The organism is Larkinella rosea, from assembly GCF_003858635.1.
GTDB classification, from domain to species: Bacteria; Bacteroidota; Bacteroidia; order Cytophagales; family Spirosomataceae; genus Larkinella; species Larkinella rosea.
The window spans coordinates 1,267,017-1,289,429 of the sequence record NZ_RQJO01000008.1 but is presented as its reverse complement, the minus strand read 5'-3'; the positions used below and the strand labels follow the sequence as shown (position 1 = coordinate 1,289,429).

General features: G+C 52.0%; 11 protein-coding genes. 7 read left to right on the top strand and 4 right to left on the bottom strand.

Annotated elements, in window-relative coordinates; all coding sequences use genetic code 11:
• Window positions 1–77: 77 nt before the first annotated feature.
• From EHT25_RS14070 to EHT25_RS14055, 4 genes are all read right to left on the bottom strand, one after another.
• Window positions 78–2,009, bottom strand: coding sequence for a M1 family metallopeptidase (locus EHT25_RS14070; protein ID WP_229311534.1), 1,932 nt, complete (start codon window positions 2,007–2,009; stop codon window positions 78–80).
• 101 nt (window positions 2,010–2,110) lie between these two features.
• Window positions 2,111–2,317, bottom strand: a complete 207-nt coding sequence (locus EHT25_RS14065) for a hypothetical protein (RefSeq protein WP_124875490.1) — start codon at window positions 2,315–2,317, stop codon at window positions 2,111–2,113.
• Window position 2,318: 1 nt separating this feature from the next.
• Complete coding sequence (locus tag EHT25_RS14060) at window positions 2,319–3,989, bottom strand: hypothetical protein (protein WP_124875489.1); 1,671 nt, start codon at window positions 3,987–3,989, stop codon at window positions 2,319–2,321.
• Between the two features lie 2 nt (window positions 3,990–3,991).
• Window positions 3,992–6,931 (bottom strand): FAD-binding and (Fe-S)-binding domain-containing protein, encoded by a 2,940-nt coding sequence (locus EHT25_RS14055; RefSeq protein ID WP_124875487.1) that lies wholly within the window; start codon window positions 6,929–6,931, stop codon window positions 3,992–3,994.
• Window positions 6,932–7,474: 543 nt separating this feature from the next.
• Between EHT25_RS14055 and EHT25_RS14050 the strand changes: the two genes are divergently transcribed.
• From EHT25_RS14050 to EHT25_RS14020, 7 genes are all read left to right on the top strand, one after another.
• Window positions 7,475–10,606: a SusC/RagA family TonB-linked outer membrane protein gene (locus tag EHT25_RS14050; RefSeq protein ID WP_229311533.1), complete on the top strand. Its 3,132-nt coding sequence runs from the start codon at window positions 7,475–7,477 to the stop codon at window positions 10,604–10,606.
• Between the two features lie 31 nt (window positions 10,607–10,637).
• Entirely contained in the window at window positions 10,638–12,119 is a 1,482-nt protein-coding gene (locus EHT25_RS14045; RefSeq protein WP_124875485.1) for a RagB/SusD family nutrient uptake outer membrane protein, read from the top strand.
• 159 nt (window positions 12,120–12,278) lie between these two features.
• Window positions 12,279–15,641, top strand: coding sequence for a VCBS repeat-containing protein (locus EHT25_RS14040; protein WP_124875483.1), 3,363 nt, complete (start codon window positions 12,279–12,281; stop codon window positions 15,639–15,641).
• 132 nt (window positions 15,642–15,773) lie between these two features.
• The gene (locus EHT25_RS14035; protein ID WP_124875481.1) at window positions 15,774–19,136 is read left to right on the top strand and encodes a VCBS repeat-containing protein; all 3,363 of its coding nucleotides are present in this window, start codon (window positions 15,774–15,776) and stop codon (window positions 19,134–19,136) included.
• 138 nt (window positions 19,137–19,274) lie between these two features.
• Window positions 19,275–20,630 (top strand): vanadium-dependent haloperoxidase, encoded by a 1,356-nt coding sequence (locus EHT25_RS14030; protein WP_185731361.1) that lies wholly within the window; start codon window positions 19,275–19,277, stop codon window positions 20,628–20,630.
• Window positions 20,630–21,271 carry an ABC transporter ATP-binding protein gene (locus EHT25_RS14025; protein ID WP_124875479.1) on the top strand — a complete coding sequence of 214 codons (642 nt, stop codon included), beginning with the start codon at window positions 20,630–20,632 and terminating at the stop codon, window positions 21,269–21,271. The genes EHT25_RS14030 and EHT25_RS14025 overlap by 1 nt, the downstream gene beginning before the upstream one ends.
• A 2-nt stretch (window positions 21,272–21,273) precedes the next feature.
• A complete protein-coding gene (locus tag EHT25_RS14020) occupies window positions 21,274–22,374 on the top strand; it encodes a hypothetical protein (protein ID WP_124875477.1) in 1,101 nt (366 codons plus the stop codon).
• The last annotated feature ends 39 nt before the right edge of the window (window positions 22,375–22,413 follow it).

Here is a 22,413-nt window from a genome sequence, read left to right as displayed (position 1 = left end):
GATTAGGGGTTATGAACGTTGAATTTTGGCTATTGCAGCGCATTAATTCATCGTTCATAACCCCTAATTCTTCATTCCTAATTCGCCGTTGAAGACGACGGCGCCGAACTATTTTTCCAGACGTTGTTTTTCGGATTGATGTCCGGCATCTGCTCGTCCGGATCGATGGTCACCGACCGAATGGGGGCGGTAGTCGGTTGTTTGAAACTCCAGGTGCCGCCCCGCTGCCAGATTTCGACCGGCAGATTGACCCGCGTTTTTTTGCCGCCTACTTCTTCCACTTCAATGGTGACCGGCATCGCCCATTTTTCCAGATTTTCGATGGTAATCACCGATCCTTTCTGCGGGTCCTGTTCGACATACCGCACGTCTTTCACCGACTGATCCAGTTTCCAGGTTTCGAAGAAATACCCGCGCCAGAACCAGCCTAAATCCTCTCCGGCAGCATCTTCGATGGTTCGAAAAAAGTCGTAAGGCGTCGGGTGTTTGAACGCCCAGCGATGAACGTAAGTTTTAAACGCAAAATCAAACCGCTTCGGACCGAGTACCACATCGCGCAGCAGTTTCAGGCCCATACCCGGTTTATAATACCCCATCACGCCCAGATGCAGCGGTTGCAGTACGTCAGGGATGGTCATAATAGGTTCGTCGATGTTAAATAAAGCCGGCGCCACATCGTGCATCGTTCCTTTCGGCCGGTTGTACTCGCCCTTGTTGAAATTTGCCGTCGAAAGCTGGTTGATGAACGTATTGAAGCCTTCATCCATCCAGGCATATTTCCGTTCGTTATTGCCCACAAGCATCGGAAACCAGTTGTGGCCAAATTCGTGGTCCGTAACGTTCCAAAGCGATTCTTTCCGATCGCGCCGGTCGCAGAAAACAATGCCGGGGTATTCCATTCCGCCCACAATCCCGGCCACATTGGTCGCCACCGGGTACGAGTATTCGAACAGGTAATTCGAGTAAAATTCAATACAACCTTTGACGTATTCCGTCGAGCGGTTCCAGGAATCGTCGCTGGCGCTTTCGGATGGATACGCCGACATGGCCAGCGCTTTTTTCCCGCTTGGCAAATTAATCCGGGCGGCATCCCACACAAACGCTTTGGACGTTGCCCAGGCTACATCGCGGGCGCTCTGGCAACGAAACCGCCACGTCAGGCGGCCGGTTTGCTTCGGGCGGCTTTGCGGTTCGTTTACCTCGTCCCGGGAACGGAGCAATACGGTTTTGTCGCTGTTACGGGCCTGCGCCAGCCGTTTTTGCTGTTCAGCGGTCAACACCTCCTGCGGGTTCAGCAGTTCGCCGGAACCAACCACAATGTGATTCCAGGGCACGTCGATCGCGTATTCAAAATCACCGTATTCCAGGTAAAACTCACCGGCGCCCAAATACGGCAACACGTTCCAGCCTTCAACGTCGTCGAAGACGCACATCCGCGGATACCACTGCGCCATTTCGTAAATCAGCCCGTTGCGCGATTGCGAAGTCCCCATCCGATCAGAACCATACGCCGGAATTTTAAATGTGTACTCGATTTTTAATTTTATCACATCACCACCGGGTTTGAGCGGTTCGGCCAGCCGCACCTGCATCCGCGTATCCGTAATCAGGTAATCCACAGGTTTTGATTTCCCATCGATCGTGACGGACTGAATCGCAAAACCGCCGGAAAAACCGGAGTTGCCATAGCGACCACCCCGTACCGGTGTCGTTTTCGTAGCGCGTGACGTATCGGAAAACGCATTCTGATCGAGTTGCAGCCAGACAAACGGCAGGGCTTCGGGGCTGTTGTTCTTATACGTGATTTCGACCTCGCCGGTCAATACATTTTTCTCATCGTCCAGGCGAGCGTTGATTTTGTAATCAGCCCGGTTTTGCCAGTAACGCGGACCGGGTGAGCCTCCGCCCGTGCGGTAATCGTTCCCCGGCTGCATATTGAAAAGCGGATGGAAAAGCTCGTGGGCGTCGTATTTGGAAGAAGTACCGGATTGGGCCCGGACCTCAGCCATGATACAAAGAATTCCAATTAAACAAAGCAGTTTATTCATGAAGTTGAATCTTGATACTCGCTATAAGAACGTACGAAAACCGGTATTCTACCTGTCAGCGGTTACATTTTAAACCAATCGCGAAAGCTGGCGGGGCGCTGGCCAATGCAACTGTAGGCAAAAGCCAGCATGATATTGATGATTATTCCAATGCCTCCGGTGGCAATTTTCCCCCAGAAACTTGGGGTAAAAAAAGCCAGCAATAAACCGGTGACGAGCCAGGTAACTACCATCAAAACAACGACAACGGCTTTCAGAATAGTGGTCATGCTAAGGCTTCTGTAGCCACGAAACGCTGGAATCCTTCGACAACAACTCCGGACGGATCAGCAAATAACTCCCCGGCTCGGGCGCTTTCAGTCGCCGAAAACCGCCCGCTTCCGGCCGAAATGCCGCAAAACCGCGGTCGGCGGCAAAATAACGCTGCATGTCGCGGGTCATCAGAATGAAATTGACCTTCTGATCGTTCAGAAAACGGCCAAAGTCGGTATTTTGTTGGTACGATTCAACCTGAATCCAGCGCGGTTGTTGCCCGGGGCCGTAGAGAAAAACCCGGTACCATTCCCGCTCCAGCGTCGAAACCGTCTCCTCAAGCGACAGCGAGCGAATAAACCGAATGTTGTCGGCTACGGGCGTCGGCTGAAATTCCTTCTGTTGCTGCACCGTCTGGAAAACCACCCAGATCATCATCAGACTCACCAAACCGCCCAGCAAAACCGGCGACTGCACCGCGCGCAGTTTAATGGTTCCCAACAGAAACGCCACGATCGTCACCAGTGCAACGGCGTGAAAATAAAGATAGTGTGTCCGAGGAAACACCAGCACCACCGAACCCAATGAAGGTAAAAGCAAAATCAGAAAAGCCAATTCCTTGCTGGTCAGCCGAATTCGTTTCGAACGTAACTGACGAATTGTTCCCGGAATGTCAATAAATCCGAAAACGACCACTGCGAATAAGACCGCCAGCATCCACTTCCGGTAGGGCGAGTTCAGGTTTTTCAGCGGAGTTTCGAAAAACAAACTGCCTAAAACCCGAAATTCCGCTTTTGTCGTATTAACAATATTCGTCCAGAAATGCTTGATAACCAGATCAGGATGAACCCGGGCCGCATCGCGCAACGACTTGACGTCCGGCCCGAAAACATCCTCAATCAATTGAAACTGTTCAATAATCGGAATGTCGATCGGGCGGTTATGCCAGGTGTTGTAATTGATGCTGAAGTGTTGCACAAACGCCTGAAAACTGCGGTTGCTGCCCTGCTCGTCCTGCGCCAGCGGATTGCCAAACAAAAACCGCATCAACACCACCAACACCACAACGCCCGCAAACTCCGCCAGCACCTGCGGACCTTTCCCGTTTCGACGCAATTTTGGAATCAGGAATGTACCAACGGCCAGACCAATCGCAATGAACATCGACACGTAGAATTCGGGCCGGACATACGCGCAAACCAGTGCCGTGACCGCCGTGAGCAACAGCACTGTCCGCGCCGACCAGTTTCGGGCCTGAATAACGCACAATCCTGCGAGCATCAGGCAAAGCGTAAACGCCGAAATCCGGGGATCCAGCAACACGTTCAGCGCCGAAAACTGGAAACAAAGCGCGCAAAAAAGGCTGACGGCAAAACCCAATTTTCGCAGGTAGAGGTATAAAAACAGCAAAGTGCCGGTCAGGATGATCAGCAACCGCCAGTTGAGATAAAACAAATCGAGCGTATCGGGCGCAAAAACCTGCAAAAACCGCAACCAGGCTGCATACAACGAACCCCACTGCGCCAGATACGGATCGGGCGGAAACGTATAGGTCAGGCCCGAAGCGAGGTACGTCATTTCGTCGCCGAAGGTCACATCATACCGCCACGGCAGGTTATGGGTCAGCGCCAAACCGGAACCAATCAGCAGCAAAATACCCGCCAGCGCCCAGGCCAATCGATTTTTCATGCTCAAATAGCTAAAGCTTCGTAAAGGATTTCCGCCGGATGTTTGGCCTTCCGACCGGTTCCGTCCTTGATCTGGTGGCGGCAACTGGTTCCGGCGGCTGCAATAATCACGTCCTCGGCCTGCTTGCGCACGGTCGGAAACAGCACCAGTTCGCCAATTTTCATCGAAACGTCGTAATGTTCCGCTTCGTAGCCAAACGATCCGGCCATCCCGCAGCATCCCGACGGAATCAGCTGCACTTCATAATTTTCGGGCAACGACAGCATTTTTTTCGACGGCACCAGCGACGAAACTGCTTTCTGCTGGCAGTGGCCGTGCAGTTTGATCAGCCGTTTTTCGGTCGTGAAGGCGGTTTTTGGAATGGCTCCCTTGTCGATTTCGCGGGCGATGAATTCTTCAAATGTCAGCGTGCTTTCGGAAATCCGACGGGCGTCGGCCACCAGCGACTCATCGACCAGATCCGGGTATTCATCCCGGAACGTCAGAATAGCCGACGGCTCGATGCCCACCAGGGGCGTTTCGATGGTAATCAGGTCTTTCAGCAGCCGGACGTTTTTCTCGGCCAGCTTTTTAGCCTGCCGCAATAGCCCTTTCGACAAAGCCGCCCGCCCACTCTCACCATGGTCCGGAATAATGACATCATAACCGAGCTTTTTCAACAACAAAACCGCCTTTTTGCCGACCTCTACATCGTTGTAGTTCGTAAATTCATCGCAGAAAAGGTAGACTTTTCTGGCCGAGAGCGTAGAAGTTTGTTCACCCTTCGCCCACTTCCGAAAGGTCGTCGAATGCAGCAGCGGCATGGTACGGTCGGGGTGAAAACCGATCACGCGGTTGGCAATCCGGCGGAGCGATTCGGTCCCCAAAACCGCATTGTATGCCCAGGGCACCCACGATGCCAAACCCGACAAACTCGCAAAATTGGCAATCAGCCGGCTGCGAACCGGTACGCCGTTGGCATCCTGATAATGCTGCAAAAACTCCATTTTCAACTTGGCCACATCGACGTTCGAGGGACATTCGCCTTTGCAGCCTTTGCAGGCCAGACAGAGGTCGTACACCTCCTTAATTTCCTTGTGGTCGAACCGGTTTTCCTTCGGCGACAGCGTCAGCATTTCGCGGAGGATATTGGCCCGCGCCCGCGTCGTTTCTTTTTCGTTGCGGGTCGCCATGTAGCTGGGACACATCGTACCACCCGACAACTCGGTTTTGCGGCAGTCGCCGGAGCCGTTGCACTGTTCGGCATGTTGCAACACGTTCTGGTCGTGAAACCGGAAAAACGTCTTGAACTCGGGCGTCTGCTGTCCGGCTTCATACCGCAGAAACGTGTCCATCGGCGGTGTTTCGACGATTTTGCCGGGATTGAAAATGTTGTACGGGTCCCAGGTTTGCTTGATTTCCCGCATCAATTCGTAGTTTTTCGGGCCGACCATCAGCGGAATAAACTCACCCCGCAGCCGTCCGTCACCGTGTTCGCCCGAGAGCGAACCGTCGTATTTTTTCACCAGGTGCGCAATTTCTTCGGCAATGAGCCGGTATTGCCGGTGGCCTTCCTTCGTTTTCAGATTGATGATCGGGCGCAGGTGAATTTCGCCCGAACCGGCGTGAGCGTAATGCACCGCCGACATGCTATGTTTGGTCAAAACCGCATTGAAATCCCGGATGTAATCCGGCAAATCGTGCACATCGATGGCCGTATCTTCAATAACCGCCACGGCTTTGGCGTCGCCCGGAAGGTTGGCCAGTAAGCCCAGACCGGCTTTCCGCAGCGTCCAGATTTTCTTGGTATCCTCGCCGAACAAGACCGGGAAGTGATATCCCAGACCAGCCGCGCGCATTTCGGCTTCCATTTCCGTCGCCCGTTGCCCGATTTCTTCCCGGTTATCCGCGCCGAACTCCACGACCAGAATCGCACCCGGATCACCCTGCACAAAAAAGCGGTTTTTGCGTTGTTCGATGTTGTCCTTCGTACACTCCAGAATATAATGATCGATTAACTCGACAGCGCGGGGCTGGTAGTTCAGCGCAATCAGGTTGGCCCGTAGTGACTCATCGACGTTGTTGAAATGCACACACACCAGCCCCAGTTCTTTGGGAGGCAACGGCACGACATTGAGCTTGATTTCGGTCAGAAAACAGAGCGTCCCTTCCGAACCGGCAATCAGTTTACAGAAATTAAACGAGTCAGCACCTTCCGTAAATGGCTCCGTTTCCAGCAGTTCGTCCAGCGCATAACCGGTATTCCGTCGTTCGATGCTCCGTTTGGGAAACTGCCGCCGGATCTCGGTTTGATTTTCCGGATTGGCCAGGATTTCGTTGGTTTTCAGGTAAATCTTGTCCAGCAGCGTCGCACTGCCGTTTTTCTGCATCCCATCGTTGATCAGCTGGCCAAAATCGGTGTTCGCCAAACGGCCAAATTCGGCTTCGCTACCGTCGGCCAGCAGCGCTTTCACCGACAGGGTATGCTCCCGCGTCGACCGATACACCACCGAGTTGGAGCCACAGGAGTTATTCCCAACCATCCCACCAATCATGGCCCGATTGGCCGTCGAAGTTTCCGGCCCAAAAAACAAACCGTATGGTTTCAGGAAAAGATTCAGCTCGTCGCGCACCACACCGGGCTGAACGCGCACCCAGCGTTCCTGCTCGTTCAGTTCCAGTATTTTGGTAAAATTCTTGGACACATCGACGACAATTCCATTGCCCACAACCTGCCCGGCCAGCGAGGTTCCGGCCGTCCTCGGAATGAGCGAAGTACGGTTTTCACGGGCAAAACCAATGAGTCGCTTCAGATCGTCGATCGACTTCGGAATGGCGACCGCCAGCGGCATTTCACGGTAAGCGGAAGCATCGGTGGCATAAAGTGTACGTTGGGTGAAATCGGTGTAAAGCTCACCGTCTAACTGCGTTGAAAGCTGTTGTAATTTATCCTGATTGACCATAAGAGTCTTCGTCCAAGACCGAATCAAATTGGGTTCGCAAAAATTTTAACAGTACCCGACCTTAAAGGTACACATTTTTCCAGTATCGCAGCCGAAACCGTCAAATACCAGACATCCGCCTGTGTTTAAAAAGTACAATTTTTCATTAAAAAGGATACCAGCAAAATAGGTTAATAATTAAGGCTTTAGCCTTTAAACGAGCTCCATTCCCTGACCGTTAACTTCCCTTTTTCACTCTCTTTTTTTTGGTATCCTTTCCTCTATTTAATTACAAAAATAAACACTTGAATAATTTTAGGGTTTTCATCATTGTATTATACAGTTTAATTATTGTAATTTGCTTCAGCAGATCATAATTATGTTCTATAAAATACCGGCACGATTCTATATACGTAAGTACCCAACCGTAGGAACATTCCACTAAACGAACCGCAAATTCACCGATTGGCTACCGTTTGGGGGGTTATATGTACCGTTATTTTTATTCACCTGATTACTGACTCTGCCTGCGTCTTTCATTTCACCTATTCTAACAGTTAACCTATGATGAACCGCTTTATCGGATTCAATCATGGACGTAAAGAGGTAAGTCGGTCTGTATCGCTGCGGGCAACTCAGGCCAACCGGAGCGCTTATTTTCCGGCCTTTCTGTTCTCTTTTACGTTCATTTTATGCCTGAGCTTAAGCCAGGCTTTTGCACAGGATCGGACCGTAACCGGTACCGTCACTTCATCAGAAGACAAAGCGCCGCTACCGGGGGTAACGGTCCAGTTGAAAGGAACGACCCGTGGTACCAACACCGATGCCGAGGGCAAGTATTCCCTCACCAATGTTCCCGACAACGCTACCCTGGTTTTTAGTTTCATCGGGTTGCAGAACCAGGAAATTGCCGTAGGAAACCGTTCGGTAGTCGATGCGGCTTTGACTTCCGATACCAAATCGCTGGAAGAAGTCGTTGTTGTGGGGTATGGCACGGCGAAACGCAAAGACCTGACCGGTTCGGTGCAGCAGGTTACCGCCAAGGAATTCAACCCCGGTATCGTTCCAAATCCATTGCAAGCCATTCAGGGTAAAGTAGCCGGTCTGGTCATTACGATGCCTTCGGGCGATCCGAACCAGGCGCCAACCGTGCGTTTGCGGGGTTATACGTCACTGGCGGGCGGCAGCGATCCGTTGTATGTGGTCGATGGCGTCATCGGCGTTCCGATCCAGACGGTGTCACCAACGGATATCGAATCGATGGACGTGTTGAAAGATGCGTCGGCAGCCGCCATTTATGGTTCCCGGGCTGCCAACGGGGTAATTATCGTGACCACCAAGCGTGGTAAATCGGGCAAAACCACGATTACGTTCAACAATTATGTGGGTGTTGAAACTATCTCTAAACGGCTTGATCTGCTGGATGCTCAGGGCTATCGCGATGCGGTAACCAAAATTAAGGGTGCATCTGCGGTAACCGGTGACCGAATCCGGTTTCCGGCAGGCAACTACGATACGGACTGGGTGAAAGAAATTACCCGGACCGGCGTAACAACCAACCATGATCTGGCTATTTCGGGCGGCTCTCCGGCTTTCAGTTACCGCGGATCACTGAATTACATTGGTCGTAACGGGATCATCAAAAACACGGGGTTTGACCGGGTTACGGCCCGTATCAACCTCGATCAGAAGGCATTGGATAACCGGCTGAACATCCAGTATAACCTGTCGGTGACCAACACCAACTCCAAACTGAACGACGATGGCATCATCGCCCGGGCGGTTACCTTTCTGCCGACACTACCCGTCGTCGATCCAACCGGTGCCAACAACGTGGGCGGGTATTATGAAGTGGGGGGTAGTTTTGACCTTGCCAACCCGGTTGGTATGATCAACAACCAGAAATTTGACCAGCAAAAGCGGTTACTGATCGGGGGCGTCAACCTGCGCTACGAGGTGATCGACGGACTGACATTAGGGGTTAATGGTGCTTTCCAGAACGAAAATACCGACGAGAGCCGCTCCCGCGACCGGGCGATCAAAGCTTTCCAGTCAGCAAACGGCGAATCCTACCGGAAGATGGATCAAACCAACAACAAACTGCTCGAACTGACCGCGACCTACAATAAATCGTTTGGTCAAAACAACAGCAACTTCTCAGTGCTGGGCGGTTATTCGTATCAGAACATCGTTTATGACGGTTTCCAGGCCCGGAACACCCAATTCCTGACCAGTTCACTGTCGTACAACAACCTGGGTCTGGGCGCGGGTACGCTGCTGAGTCCGGCGTCCAACTACGCGACTTCGTACCGCAACGCCACCACGCTGGCTTCGTTCTTTGGCCGGGCTACGCTGAACATGAACGACAAATATAACGTCACGGCCACTTTACGGCGCGATGGTAGTTCGAAGTTTGGGGCCAACAACAAATGGGGGCTTTTCCCATCGGTCGGTGCGGGCTGGACCCTGACGAACGAAGACTTCTTCCCGAAATCAACCACGCTGAACTACCTGAAACTGCGGGCAGGCTGGGGACAAACCGGGAACTCCGAAGGCCTGAAACCGTATCAGTCGCTCCAATTGTATGGTCAGAAAGGAACCTACTACGATGGCAGCGTGGCCGACTTCCTGCCGGGTTACGGGATTACGCAAAATGCCAATCCAAACCTGAAATGGGAAGTGTTGACCACCGCCAATCTGGGGCTGGACTTCCAGTTGCTGAACGGACGATTCTCGGGAACGCTGGAAGTCTATAACAAGACGACCAAAGACATGCTGTACCGGTATTCGGTACCGGCCGATGGGGTTAAATACTTCACGAACTTTATCTGGGCCAACGTCGGAACCATGCGAAACCGGGGAATCGAACTTTCGTTCGGGGGTGATATCATTCAGAAAGGCGACTTCAACTGGACATCCCGCATCGTTGGTGCTTATAACAAAAACACCATTGTTAACTTGAAAAGCGCTGAATTCGACTCGGGTCTGATTCGATTCAATTCCTTTGGTGGCCGTGGTTTATCGGATGTGTTTGCCTCGTATTTGTGGCCGGGTCGTCCGCTGGGTGAGTTCAACAACGTACCAACGTTTGTGAGCTACACGGCCGATGGCAAAGTGCTGCTGAAACCGGGTTCGGGCGATCAGCCAACCACCGACGTAAGCAAGGCCGATGCTGCCGCCGGAATTGCCGGTCAAAATCCGGTTTCGCAGGGCAATCCACAACCCTTCCTGACCGCGTCGTTCATCAACAACTTTTCGTACAAAGGATTTGACCTGAGTTTTCAGATCCGGGGTTCGTTCGGCAATAAAATCCTGAACAACCTGCGTTCGAACCTGATGATTCCGGGCTCTATCCTGGAAACGAACATGCTAAATGGCGTAGCGGATCTACCGAAAGATTACGGAACCAACGTGCTGTCGACGTACTGGCTGGAAAACGGCTCCTATGCCCGTCTGGACAACTGGCAAATCGGCTACAACTTCAAGACCGCCAGTAAGTACCTGCAGGCGGCCCGAATCTACATTGGTGGTAACAACCTGTTCACCATTACGAAGTACAAAGGCGTCGATCCAGAGCTTCAGGTAAAAGCGGATTTGCAAAACGAAAGTCAGGCTCCCAACAACATCGGGATGGACTTTAGCAATATTTATCCGAAGACACGGTCGTTCCAACTGGGTGTCAACCTAACGTTCTGATCGTTGTAATCAACTAACTATCAACTACAAGATGTTTAATTCAACCATACGAGTTTGGGGTGTCTGTCTGGTTCTGCTGCTGGCAGGACAAGCCTGTACGAACCTTGACGAAAAAACCTACGACGTTATTCCGACCGATCAGTTCGGAAGCACGGCGGCTCAGCAGGCGGCTTTGATCGGCCCGCTCTACAGCGGTCTGGCCGATTATTACGGCAATAGTACGAACCTAAACGCCGTGACGGACGAACAGATTGTTCCGACCCGCGGTGGTGACTGGAAGGATGGCGATAACTGGAAACGGCTTTATACGCACACCTGGGACCCAACAACCGACAATGGGCAGTTCAACGGTCCCTGGACCTGGTGTTACAACAACATCACCTCCATCAACCAGCAGTTGGGCTCCATTACCGACGAAGGGGTGAAAGCCGAGCTACGGGCCCTGCGCGCGTTCTTCCATTACAAGGCAATGGATATGTTTGGCAATGTGATCATTGCCGATCAGGTCGGTACAACGGCTCCTGCCCAAAAGAACCGCACGGAGGTCTTTACCTGGATCGAGAAAGAATTGCTGGAAGTATATCCCAAGCTGAGTTCAACCGTGGGCGGAGCTTATTATGGCCGGTTTAACCGACAGGTTGTCAACATGATTCTGGCCAAGATGTACCTGAATGCGCAGGTTTATACCGGCACGGCCCGCTGGGCAGATGCGGTTACCCGTTGCGACAGTATTATCAAGTCGGGCAAGTTTTCGCTAACGGCCGATTTGCTGGACAACTTCAAGGTGCAGAACCAGAACTCGCCTGAAATCATTCTGGCGACCCCTTTCGATAACTCGAAAAAAGGAGGATTCAATATTCAGATGGCAACTCTCCACTACAAGCACCAGTTGACCTACAACCTGCCAGCCGCACCCTGGAACGGTTTTGCCACCGTAACCGAGTTTTACAACTCGTTCACAGCGCAGGATTTGCGGAAGAAAATGTGGATTGTGGGTCAGCAATATGACGCTACGGGCAAGGCAATGGACGACGACGGTGTTCCGATGGTCATCACGCCGGAAGTTCCGGCTTTCGAAATGGCGGCCGGGCCGGCTGGCCGTTTGGCCGGAGCCCGGAGTCAGAAATACGAGATTCAGAAGAACAACACCACCAACGACCAAAGCAACGATTTCGTGGTTTACCGCCTGGGCGATGTTTACCTGATGCGCGGGGAAGCCAATTTCCGACTGGGCAAAGTGGCCGATGCGTTAGCGGATTTCAATATTATCCGGAAACGGGCGGGCGTACCGGATTACACGGCGGCTCAATTGACGCTGGACGAGATTCTGGCCGAGCGGGGCCGCGAGCTGGCGTGGGAATACCACCGCCGTCAGGATTTGATCCGATTCGGGCAGTTTACCAAAGCCTGGCGTTTCAAACCCGCTTCGGAAGCTTACCGGACGTTATTCCCGATTCCGAAAGATCAGATTTCGTTGAACCCGAACTTGAAGCAAAATCCGGGCTACAACTAATAAAAATGACTTTTCCTGAAAAAGCCCGGGTCTCCGGGCTTTTTCAGTTTTACCGGCCTCAAATCCGGCACAGAATGGTTTTTCGATGGGATAAAACCGCTACTTAAAAGCAATTTATTAAGTATCTTTAAGGCTTGATCTGACCGTAGGTTATTGTACATGCGCCATCTGGTTTTTTGTCTACTTGTTACCATTCTGATGGGTTGCCACTCTTCGAACACGCCATCGGAAGAACCGCTTTTTGAGAAATTACTCCCCGAAAATACCCACATCCAGTTTACCAATTCCGTCGTCGACGACGCCGATTTCAACATTTTTAATTACCGGAATTTCTACAACGGCGGGGGCGTTGCCATCGGTGATGTGAACAACGACGGTTTTTCAGACGTTTTCCTGATTTCCAACATGGGCGAAAACCGCCTGTATCTCAATAAAGGGAAGGCAGGCTCGGCGCTGCTGGAATTTGAAGACATCACCGCGAAAGCGGGCGTCGCCGGCAAACGGGCCTGGAGCACCGGAGCCACATTTGCCGACGTCAATGGTGACGGTTTTCTGGATTTGTACGTCTGCAACGCCGGTATACGCCCCGGCGACGACCGTGGTAATGAGCTCTTTATCAACAACGGAATTGGCAAAGATGGTACGGTGACCTTCACCGAAAAAGCCGCCGAATACGGTCTGGACGATCACGGTTATTCGACCCACGCGGCATTTTTCGACTACGACCGCGACGGCGATCTCGACATGTATCTGCTTAACAACAGCTTCATGCCCGTCGGCAAACTAGGCTACGCCAACATCCGCTCTGAACGCGATCCGCTGGGTGGTCACAAGTTGTTTCGGAATGACGGCGCCCATTTTACCGACGTCAGCGAAAAAGCCGGGATCTATGGGAGTCTGATCGGTTTTGGCCTGGGCATCACGATTGGCGATGTCAACAACGACAACTGGCTGGATATTTACATCTCCAACGACTTTTACGAACGCGATTACCTGTATCTGAACAACCACGACGGCACGTTTCGGGAGTCGGTCAAGGACGCCATGCCGCACCTCAGCCTGTCGTCGATGGGCGCCGATGTGGCCGATGTGAACAACGATGGTCGGCTGGATATTTTCGTCACCGACATGCTGCCCGGCAATGATAGGCGCCTGAAAAAAACCGGTGCGTACGAGAATTACGACCTGCAGGAAATCAAGCTGTCGCGGGATTTTCATTACCAGTACATGCAGAATATGCTGCATTTGAACCAGGGCAACGAAACCAATTCCGGCAAAACGACGATTCCGCTGTTCAGCGACGTGGCCCGGTTTTCGGGAGTTCACGCGACGGACTGGAGTTGGGGGGCGTTGATTTTCGACATGGACAACGACGGGCGGAAGGATATTTTTGTGGCCAACGGGATCGCCAAAGACGTGACAGATCAGGACTTTATCCACTTCCTGGCCGACCGCGAAAACATGGCCCAGATTGCCCGTCAGCGGGCATTTAACTTCAAGGAATTTCTGGACAAAGCCCCCTCCGAACCGATTCCGAACTACGCATTTAAAAATGAAGGCCAGTTGAAGTTCACGAATAAAGCCGCCAGCTGGGGGCTGGGCGAACCGAATTTTTCGAACGGCGCGGCTTACGGCGATCTCGACAATGACGGCGATCTGGATCTGGTGGTGAACAATGTCAATTCGCCGGTTTCGGTTTTCAAGAACACCTCGGTTGAGCGAAACAAAACGAACTATTTACGCGTCAAACTGGTCGGGGAGGCCAAAAACCGCAATGCCATCGGCGCACGGGTTTTTGTGTACCAAAAGGACAACATGCAGGTATTGCAGCAAATGCCCAATCGCGGGTTTCAATCGTCCGTCGACCTGAATCTGCTGTTTGGTTTAGGAACAGATTCCGGTATCGATTCCGTAACGGTTGTCTGGCCGAACGACCGGATGCAAACCCTGCGCCAACCCAAAGCCAACCAGTTACTGACGTTGAACCAGCAATCGGCAACCGGTTTTTGGAAATCACAAAAACCGCCTACGGCTCTTTTTCAGGATATTACAGTGTCATCCGGCCTGAATTATACGCACGAAGAAAGTCAGTTTGTCGATTACAACCGCGATCCATTACTAAAACAAATGCTCTCGACCGGCGGACCGGCAATGGCAACCGGCGATATCAACGGCGACGGGTTGGATGATGTGTTTTTTGGCAGTTCTTTCGGAAAACCGCACGGACTTTTTGTGCAACAAGCCAACGGCCACTTTGTGGATAAAACCCCGGCGGTTTTGCGGCAGGATGTGACGTACGAAGCCGTCGATGCGGTTTTCTTCGATGCCGATGGCGACAATGACCTGGATTTATACGTCGTTTCGGGAAGCAATGAATTTGAACCCGAAGCGGAAGAATTGCTCGACCGGCTATACATTAACGATGGGAAAGGCGGTTTTGTCCGCGACGAACGGTTGCCGAATCTGAAAGCCAGCGGTTCCTGCGTGGCGGCTGCCGACTTCGACCACGACGGGGATACTGATTTATTCATTGGTACCCGACTGACTCCCGGACAATATGGCTTAAATCCAGCCAGTTATTTACTGACGAACGACGGCAGCGGGAATTTCAAGAATTACACGAAACGATATATGCCCGACGTCGGGCAGTTGGGCATGGTAACCGATGCCAGTTGGGCCGATCTGAATGGCGACGGTTTTCCAGAATTGGTTGTCGTTGGCGACTGGATGCCGGTCACGGTTTTTCAGAATCAGCGCGGGCGGTTGGTGAATCCGCAAACCGTTAAGCTGCCGAACTCGACCACGCCCGCTTCCGGCTGGTGGAATTGCATCAAACCGGGCGATGTGGACGGCGACGGCGACCTTGATCTGGTCGTTGGCAATCTGGGCCTGAACTCCCGGATCAAAGCGACGGAAAAAATACCGGCGGAACTTTACACGGCGGATTTCGACCAGAACGGCAGTCTGGAGCAAATCATCAACTGCGCCGACGAAACCGGCACCTTGTATCCAATGGTTTTGAAGCAGGATTTGCAAAAAGAAATGCCAGGCATCAAGAAAAAATACATCAAGTTTACGGATTACGCGGGCAAAAAACTGAACGAAATTCTGGACGAAAAGCAGTTGCAAAGCGCCGTTGTGCAGCGGGCCTATACGGGCGAATCGGCGATGTTACTCAACAATGGCAAAGGTGAATTAACGCTTCAGCCGCTGCCAAAGGAAGCCCAGTTTTCGCCCATCTGCGGCATTGAAATCTCCGACCTCAACGGCGACCAGAAACCGGACCTGGTCCTGACCGGCAACTTTTACGATGTATTGCCCGAAATTGGCCGGTACGACGCCAGTTATGGCCTGGTTTTACTGGGAAAAGGTAAAAATGGGTGGGAACCACTCAGCCCAACCGCATCCGGTTTCATCGTCCACGGCCAGGTCCGGCACCTGGCGCGTTTGAAGCAGGGACAGTTTGTTGCTGTAAAGAACAATGATAAAGTACAGGTTCTAGAACTGGAATTAAAGGATTAACCGTCTTGAACCGGGATTACGCAGATTGAAGGATTAAGGGGATTGGCTACCGCAATCTTTTTAAATCGTTTATATCCTCTTAATCCCTGAATCCGCGTAATCCCGGTTCAGACAATTTAGGAATTGATTATAATGAAACGCATAAGTCTTTTTTCTATACCTTTCATCTTGTTTGTGTCTGGTTGCAAACAGTTGGGTTCTTCGTCCGAAAAACCGCTTTTTCAATCGCTGGATTCGGCCCGGACGGGCATCGGTTTTGTCAACCACGTGCAGAATACCGATCATTTCAACATCATCGATTACCTGTATTTCTACAATGGCGCGGGTGTGGCCGCTGGCGACATCAACAACGACGGCCTGAGTGATCTGTATTTTGTCTCGAATCAGGGCAAAAACAAGCTGTACCTCAACAAAGGCGGGATGAAATTTGAAGACATCACGCAGAAAGCCGGGGTCGAAGGGTTCTCGGATTGGCAGACAGGCGTCACGATGGCCGATGTCAACGGCGACGGCTGGCTCGACATTTACGTGTGTGCCGTGGGCAATTTCAAAGGTTTAGAAGGTTCTAATGAGCTGTATATCAACAACCAGGACGGCACTTTCTCCGAAAAAGCCGCCGACTACGGGTTGGACTTTACTGGTTTTTCGACTCAAGCCGCTTTCTTCGACTACGACCACGACGGCGACCTGGACTGCTACCTGCTCAATCACGCCGTCCACACCTCCCGCAGTTACGACCGCGTAACCGCCCGCAACCTCCGCCAGAACGAATCAGGGGATTATTTGTATCGGAATGACCTGGTGTTCGGCAAGGGGCCAGCTAACTTTACCAACGTTAGCGAACAGGCTGGGATTTTTGGGGCGGCTATGGGCTATGGACTGGGTATTTCGGTGGCGGATCTGAACAACGACGGCTGGGAGGATATTTACGTGTCCAACGATTTTCACGAGGACGATTATTACTACATCAACAACGGAAAAGGCGGTTTTACGGAACGTGTCAAAAAGGCCTTTGCGCACGTCAGCCGGTTTTCGATGGGGAACGATGTGGCCGACGTCAATAACGATGGGTATCCGGACGTAGTGACACTCGATATGTATCCGGAAGACGAAACCGTGGAAAAAATGTCGCTGGGCGAAGATCCGCTGGACATTTACCTCTATAAATTGAGTTTTGGTTACATGAACCAGTACAGCCGTAACTGCCTGCAAATCAACCAATCCGGCAAAAAATTCATGGAAGTGGGTGCCCTGGCGGGCGTGGCCGCGACGGACTGGAGCTGGGCTCCGCTGCTGGCCGATTACGACAACGACGGCATCAAGGACCTGTTCATTTCCAACGGCATTGTCCGGCGGCCCAACGATCTCGATTACGTCAAATATGCGTCCGATGATTCACTGCGGTATGCCATCGAAACGTCCAAATTGCTGGACGAAAAAGCGATTGCGACGATGCCCGAAGGCAAGGTGCATAATTATCTGTACCGAGGCTCTTCCGAACTGAAATTTGCGGACAAGTCGCTGGCCTGGGGTTTTGAAAAACCAACGTTTTCGAGCGGGGCGGTATACGCAGACCTGGACAATGACGGCGATCTGGATCTGGTCACCAACGACATCAACGATCCGGCGGGGTTGTACCAGAATCAGGCGAATGAGTTATTTCCGAACCATCACTGGCTGAAAATCAAATTGCAGGGGAATTCCGGAAATTCGTTTGGGGTCGGTGCGAAAGTGATTCTGAAAACGAAAACCGGTTTGCAGCTCCAGCAACTGATGCCCACACGCGGTTTTGAATCGTCTGTCGAGCCGGTTTTGACGTTTGGCCTGGGCGATCTCAAGGCCGTCGATTCACTGATCGTGATCTGGCCGAATCAGAAAATGGAAGTGCAAACGGCCATCAAAGCCAATCAAACGCTGACTCTGAAGCAAAATGCCGCGCAACAGGATGTTGGCTCGTTTCAGTTTACGGCCCCCGAACCGTCTCCCTTGCTGAAGGATGTAACCGGGCAGTTTCCGATTGCCTATCAGCATCAGGAAAACATCTATTTTGACTTTGTCCGCGAATCGCTGATGCCCTTCAAGGTGTCGATGGAAGGTCCGAAGTTGGCAATCGGCGACGTCAACGGCGATGGGCGGGACGATTTTTATGCGGCTGGTGCCAAATGGCAACCCGGCAGTTTACAGATTCAGCAGCCCGACGGGCGGTTTCGGGCCAGTTACCAACCGGTTTTTCAGACGGATTCGACCTATGAAGATGTTGACGCGGTTTTCTTCGATGCCGATGGTGATAAAGATTTGGACCTGTACGTGGTGTCGGGCGGTAACGAGTTTTTCGAAAAAATGCCCGAGCAGTTTGATCGACTCTATCTGAACGACGGCAAAGGCACTTTTAGTCGCTCGAACGGTTTGCCGCCGATGTACGATAACAAAAGCTGCGTTCGTCCGGTCGATTTCGACGGCGACGGCGACCTGGATTTGTTCGTGGGCGGTCGCGTGGTGGCGTTTGCGTACGGGAAAATCCCTCATTCGTATTTGTTGATCAACGACGGCAAGGGGCGGTTTACGGACAAAACCGATCAGTTGGCGCCGGAACTGCGGAAAGCCGGGATGGTAACGGACGCAATCTGGATAGATTACGATCAGGACAAAGACCTTGATCTGGTGGTGGCTGGCGACTGGATGCCGATCCGGGTGTTTGCCAAACAGAACGGCAAACTGGAAGTTGCAAAAAGCCTGACGGATGAAAATACAACTCTGAGCGGTTTCTGGCAATGTCTGACTGCGGCCGACTTCGACCGGGACGGCGATCTGGATCTGGTGGCCGGTAATCTGGGTCTGAACACCAAGTTTATCAAACAGGCGAATCCACGGTTGAAAATGTGGGTAAAGGATTTCGACAAAAACGGCAGCGTCGACCAGGTTTTGGCGTATCAGCGCAACGACAGGGATTGGTATCCGGTCAATTTCAAAGATGAGTTGGGGAAACAGATGCCGAGCATTATTAACAAACGGTTTACGGATTATCAGTCTTTTGCCGGGAAACCGATCGAAAAGTTATTTGAAGGCGATGAACTGAAGGACGCGGAAGAATACGAGGTGAACCAGTTTGCGTCGGTCTATCTGGAAAATCAGGGAAACGGGCATTTTGCCGTTCATCCGTTGCCGATGCTGGCCCAGGTTTCCAAATTGTTTGCGCTCCGGGCTGATGACATCGATAACGACGGTTTTCCGGACGTGCTGGCGGGCGGTAACTTCTACGGCGTCAGCACATACCAGGGTCGTTACGATGCCAATTACGGCCTGATTCTTAAAAACAAGGGAAAATCGGCGACGAATTCGAGCCGGTTTTCGGCTCTTTCACCGTTCAGCAGCGGTTTTCTGCTCGAAGGCGAAATCCGCGACATCAAACCCATTCGGGTCGCCAACACCCCGCTCTGGCTGGTGGCCCGCAACGACACGACGATGCAGGTTTTTAAAAGGAATGATGGATTATGAATGATGAATGATGCATTATTTCCGTTGCGTCAGCTACTTCATCGTTTATCATTCATAATCCATCACCTTTGAAGTTATCAGGTATGCTTTTTTTAAGGTAAATTTGTAGTCCTCTTGTACTATTTGACCCGGATTACTATGAAGAATCCATTCGCATGGGTGATGCTGCTGGGCGGTTTTTGGTTTTTTACCAGCTGCCAACCCAAAGCCACTCCCCAAGAATACAACGCCAAAGCCGCCGAGCCGGAGCGTTACCACCAGTGTGTCAAGCAGTTGACCGACGTTATCATCCACGACATTTTTTCCCCTCCAGTAGCCAGCCGGATTTACGGTTATGCCAATCTCGCCGGTTACGAAGCGATGCTGCCGGGTCAGCCGAGTTATGAATCGTTGGCGGGAAAACTACGGGGTTTTACGGCCCCTCCAAAACCGGAACCCGGTCAGGAATATTGTTTTCCGCTCGCCAGTACGCGGGCTTTTCTGACTGTCAGTCGCAATCTGACGTTTTCCGGCGACATGTTTGACGGTTTTGAAAAAGAGTTTTATGCCCAATACAAAACCATTGGCGTTCCCGACGATGTAATTGAGCGTTCGACGGCCTACGGTGAAGCGGTGGCCAAGCACATCATGGAGTTTGCCGGTAAAGACCATTACAAGCAAACACGCGGTTTTAAGCATACGGTTACCAACGCCGAAGGAACCTGGGTGCCCACGCCCCCGGCCTACATGGAAGCTGCCGAACCCAAATGGATGCAAATCCGGTGTTGGGTAATGGATACCTGCTCGCAGTTTATGCCCCCGAAAGCCGCTCCGTACAACATGACGAAGGGAAGTCCGTTCTACAAACTGGTCGATGAGGTCTACCAGTTGGGCATTCACCAGACGGAGGAACAACGTAAAATTGCGTTTTTCTGGGACGATAATGCCTTTGTGATGAACGTGGCCGGGCACGTTTCGTACGCATCCAAGAAAATGACCCCGGGTGGGCACTGGCTGGCCATTGCCGCGACGGTTGCCCGGTTACAAAAAGCAGATTTTGCCAAGAGTGTGCAGGCTTACACCCTGACAGCTTTTGCCTTAGCCGATGGGTTTATCAGTTGCTGGGATGAAAAATACCGCAGCAACCGCATCCGCCCCGAAACCGTCATCAACAAATTCATGGATCCGAAATGGACTCCGTATCTGCAGACACCGCCGTTCCCGGAATACACCAGCGGCCACAGCGTGATTTCGGCCGCAGCTGCGGAAGTTTTAACCTTGCTTTACGGCGATAATGTCGCTTTTACGGATTCGACCGAAAACCCGTACGGGCACGGCGTGCGCTCGTTCAAATCGTTCCGGGATGCCGCTATCGAGGCTTCTTACAGCCGGTTGTACGGTGGTATTCACTTCCGGGATGCCCTGGAAATCGGCAACGTACAGGGCCGGAAAGTAGGGGAATACGTGGTGGAAAAACTGGCGAAAAAGAAAGAAGTCGCCACCGTTTCTCACTGATGCTCAGTATCCGGAATTTTCAAAAATCGTACCACAACCGACTGGTGCTGGCGATTCCGCAGGCGGATTTTTCGCCGGGAATTCACTGGCTAAAAGGTCGCAATGGCTCGGGTAAAACGACTTTTTTTCGGTCGGTCGCCGGGTTGTTACCCTTTGAAGGGACGCTGGTGCTGGATAATAAATACGACATTCGCCAACAGCCGGTCGAATATCGGTTGCGGGTCAATTACGGCGAAGCCGAACCACTGTATCCGCAATTTCTGTCAGCCTGGGAGTTGATTCGCTGGGTGGCTGCGACCAAACAGAGCCCTAACCAGCAGGTGGATGAATTGATTGATCTGTTTGGAATCCGGGATTTTATGAAAACGCCGGTTGGCACCTATTCGAGCGGAATGCTCAAAAAAACGTCGCTGGTCCTGGCTTTTCTGGGAAAACCGCACCTCATTCTGCTCGACGAACCGCTCATTACGCTCGACCACGCGACTACCCGAGTAGTGATTGAACGCATCCGGCAACAACGCCAGCAAGGCGTAAGTTTTCTGCTATCGACGCACCAGGATGTCGATCCGACGGAACTTCCCGTCGATTCGACCTGGATCATTCAAAATCAAACCCTCGAACTTCTCCCCCAACCGGCTTGAGCATGACAGCACGATGGGCCGTTCCGGAAAAGCTGCTGGTGCGCCAGTTCTTTCTACAAAATACCGGTTTATTTCTGGTTGTTCTGATGCTGTCGTTCGGCTTTTTAAGTTCGGTCGAGCACATCGCACTGGCGACTTACGCCCTCCACGATCCGGCTTTTCTGGCTATTTACGTCTTGATTTGGGCGATTTATGCGGTTTATGCCCTTCGGTTTAGTTTACAGCTTTTCCAAACCAATGACCTGCTGCAGTTTTTCCGGCTCGTTCCGCCGATGAAACGCATTTTGATGTTATACCTGCTCCACCTGCAATTGCTAACCCCCGTCATTTTTTATGCCGGTTTTATGCTTTGGGTCGGGAGTAAACAACAGACCACGCTGGCCAACGGGCTCGTAATTCTGGTTGTTGGATTGCTTTCGCTTTTGCCCTTGCCTTTCGTCGAACGAGCGTTGCGGAACCCCAATCCGGAGCAGTTTACCGGAAATCTGGGTGCCTGGCTCCGGCAGCGGCTGAGCACCCCCTACGGTTTATTTTTCATTCGTTATCTCTTCCGCGACCAACCCGCCACCTTGTTTCTATCCAAAACCGGTTCGTGTCTGGTCATGATTGGCGTACTGGCGCTCTACCCTACCGACGACTACGACATTCGGTTGCTTTCCCTGGGAATGCTGCTATCGGCGGTTTTTCACGCCGGAATCGTTTTTGAATTCTATCAGTTTGAAGCGACTCAATTACTGCTGCTGCGGAACCTGCCCCTATCACTCACAAGGCGACTGCTGAATTATATCGGAATCGTTGCGTTGATCATCAGCCCCGAAGCGGTTTTGTTGCTTTACAATCATCCGGGCGACGTTTCCATTCCGGACGTTACAGGTGTTTGGGCATTCGGGCTCAGTTTATTACTGCTTCAATACGTTACGCTCCTCTCCCGCCATCACGACCGCGACCGGTTTATGGGTCGGTTGTTCTGGCCGATCATCGGCTACTTCCTTCTGATTATGTATCATTTACCAGCTTGGGGCCTGTCGATTGCCGGTCTTGCGGTAGCTGCCATTCTATTTTTCCGTACCTATTACCGCTCGTTCTGGGAAACGGAAAAATAACGCATGGTTTGGGCTTTTTCCAGTAACGACGTTTGCATT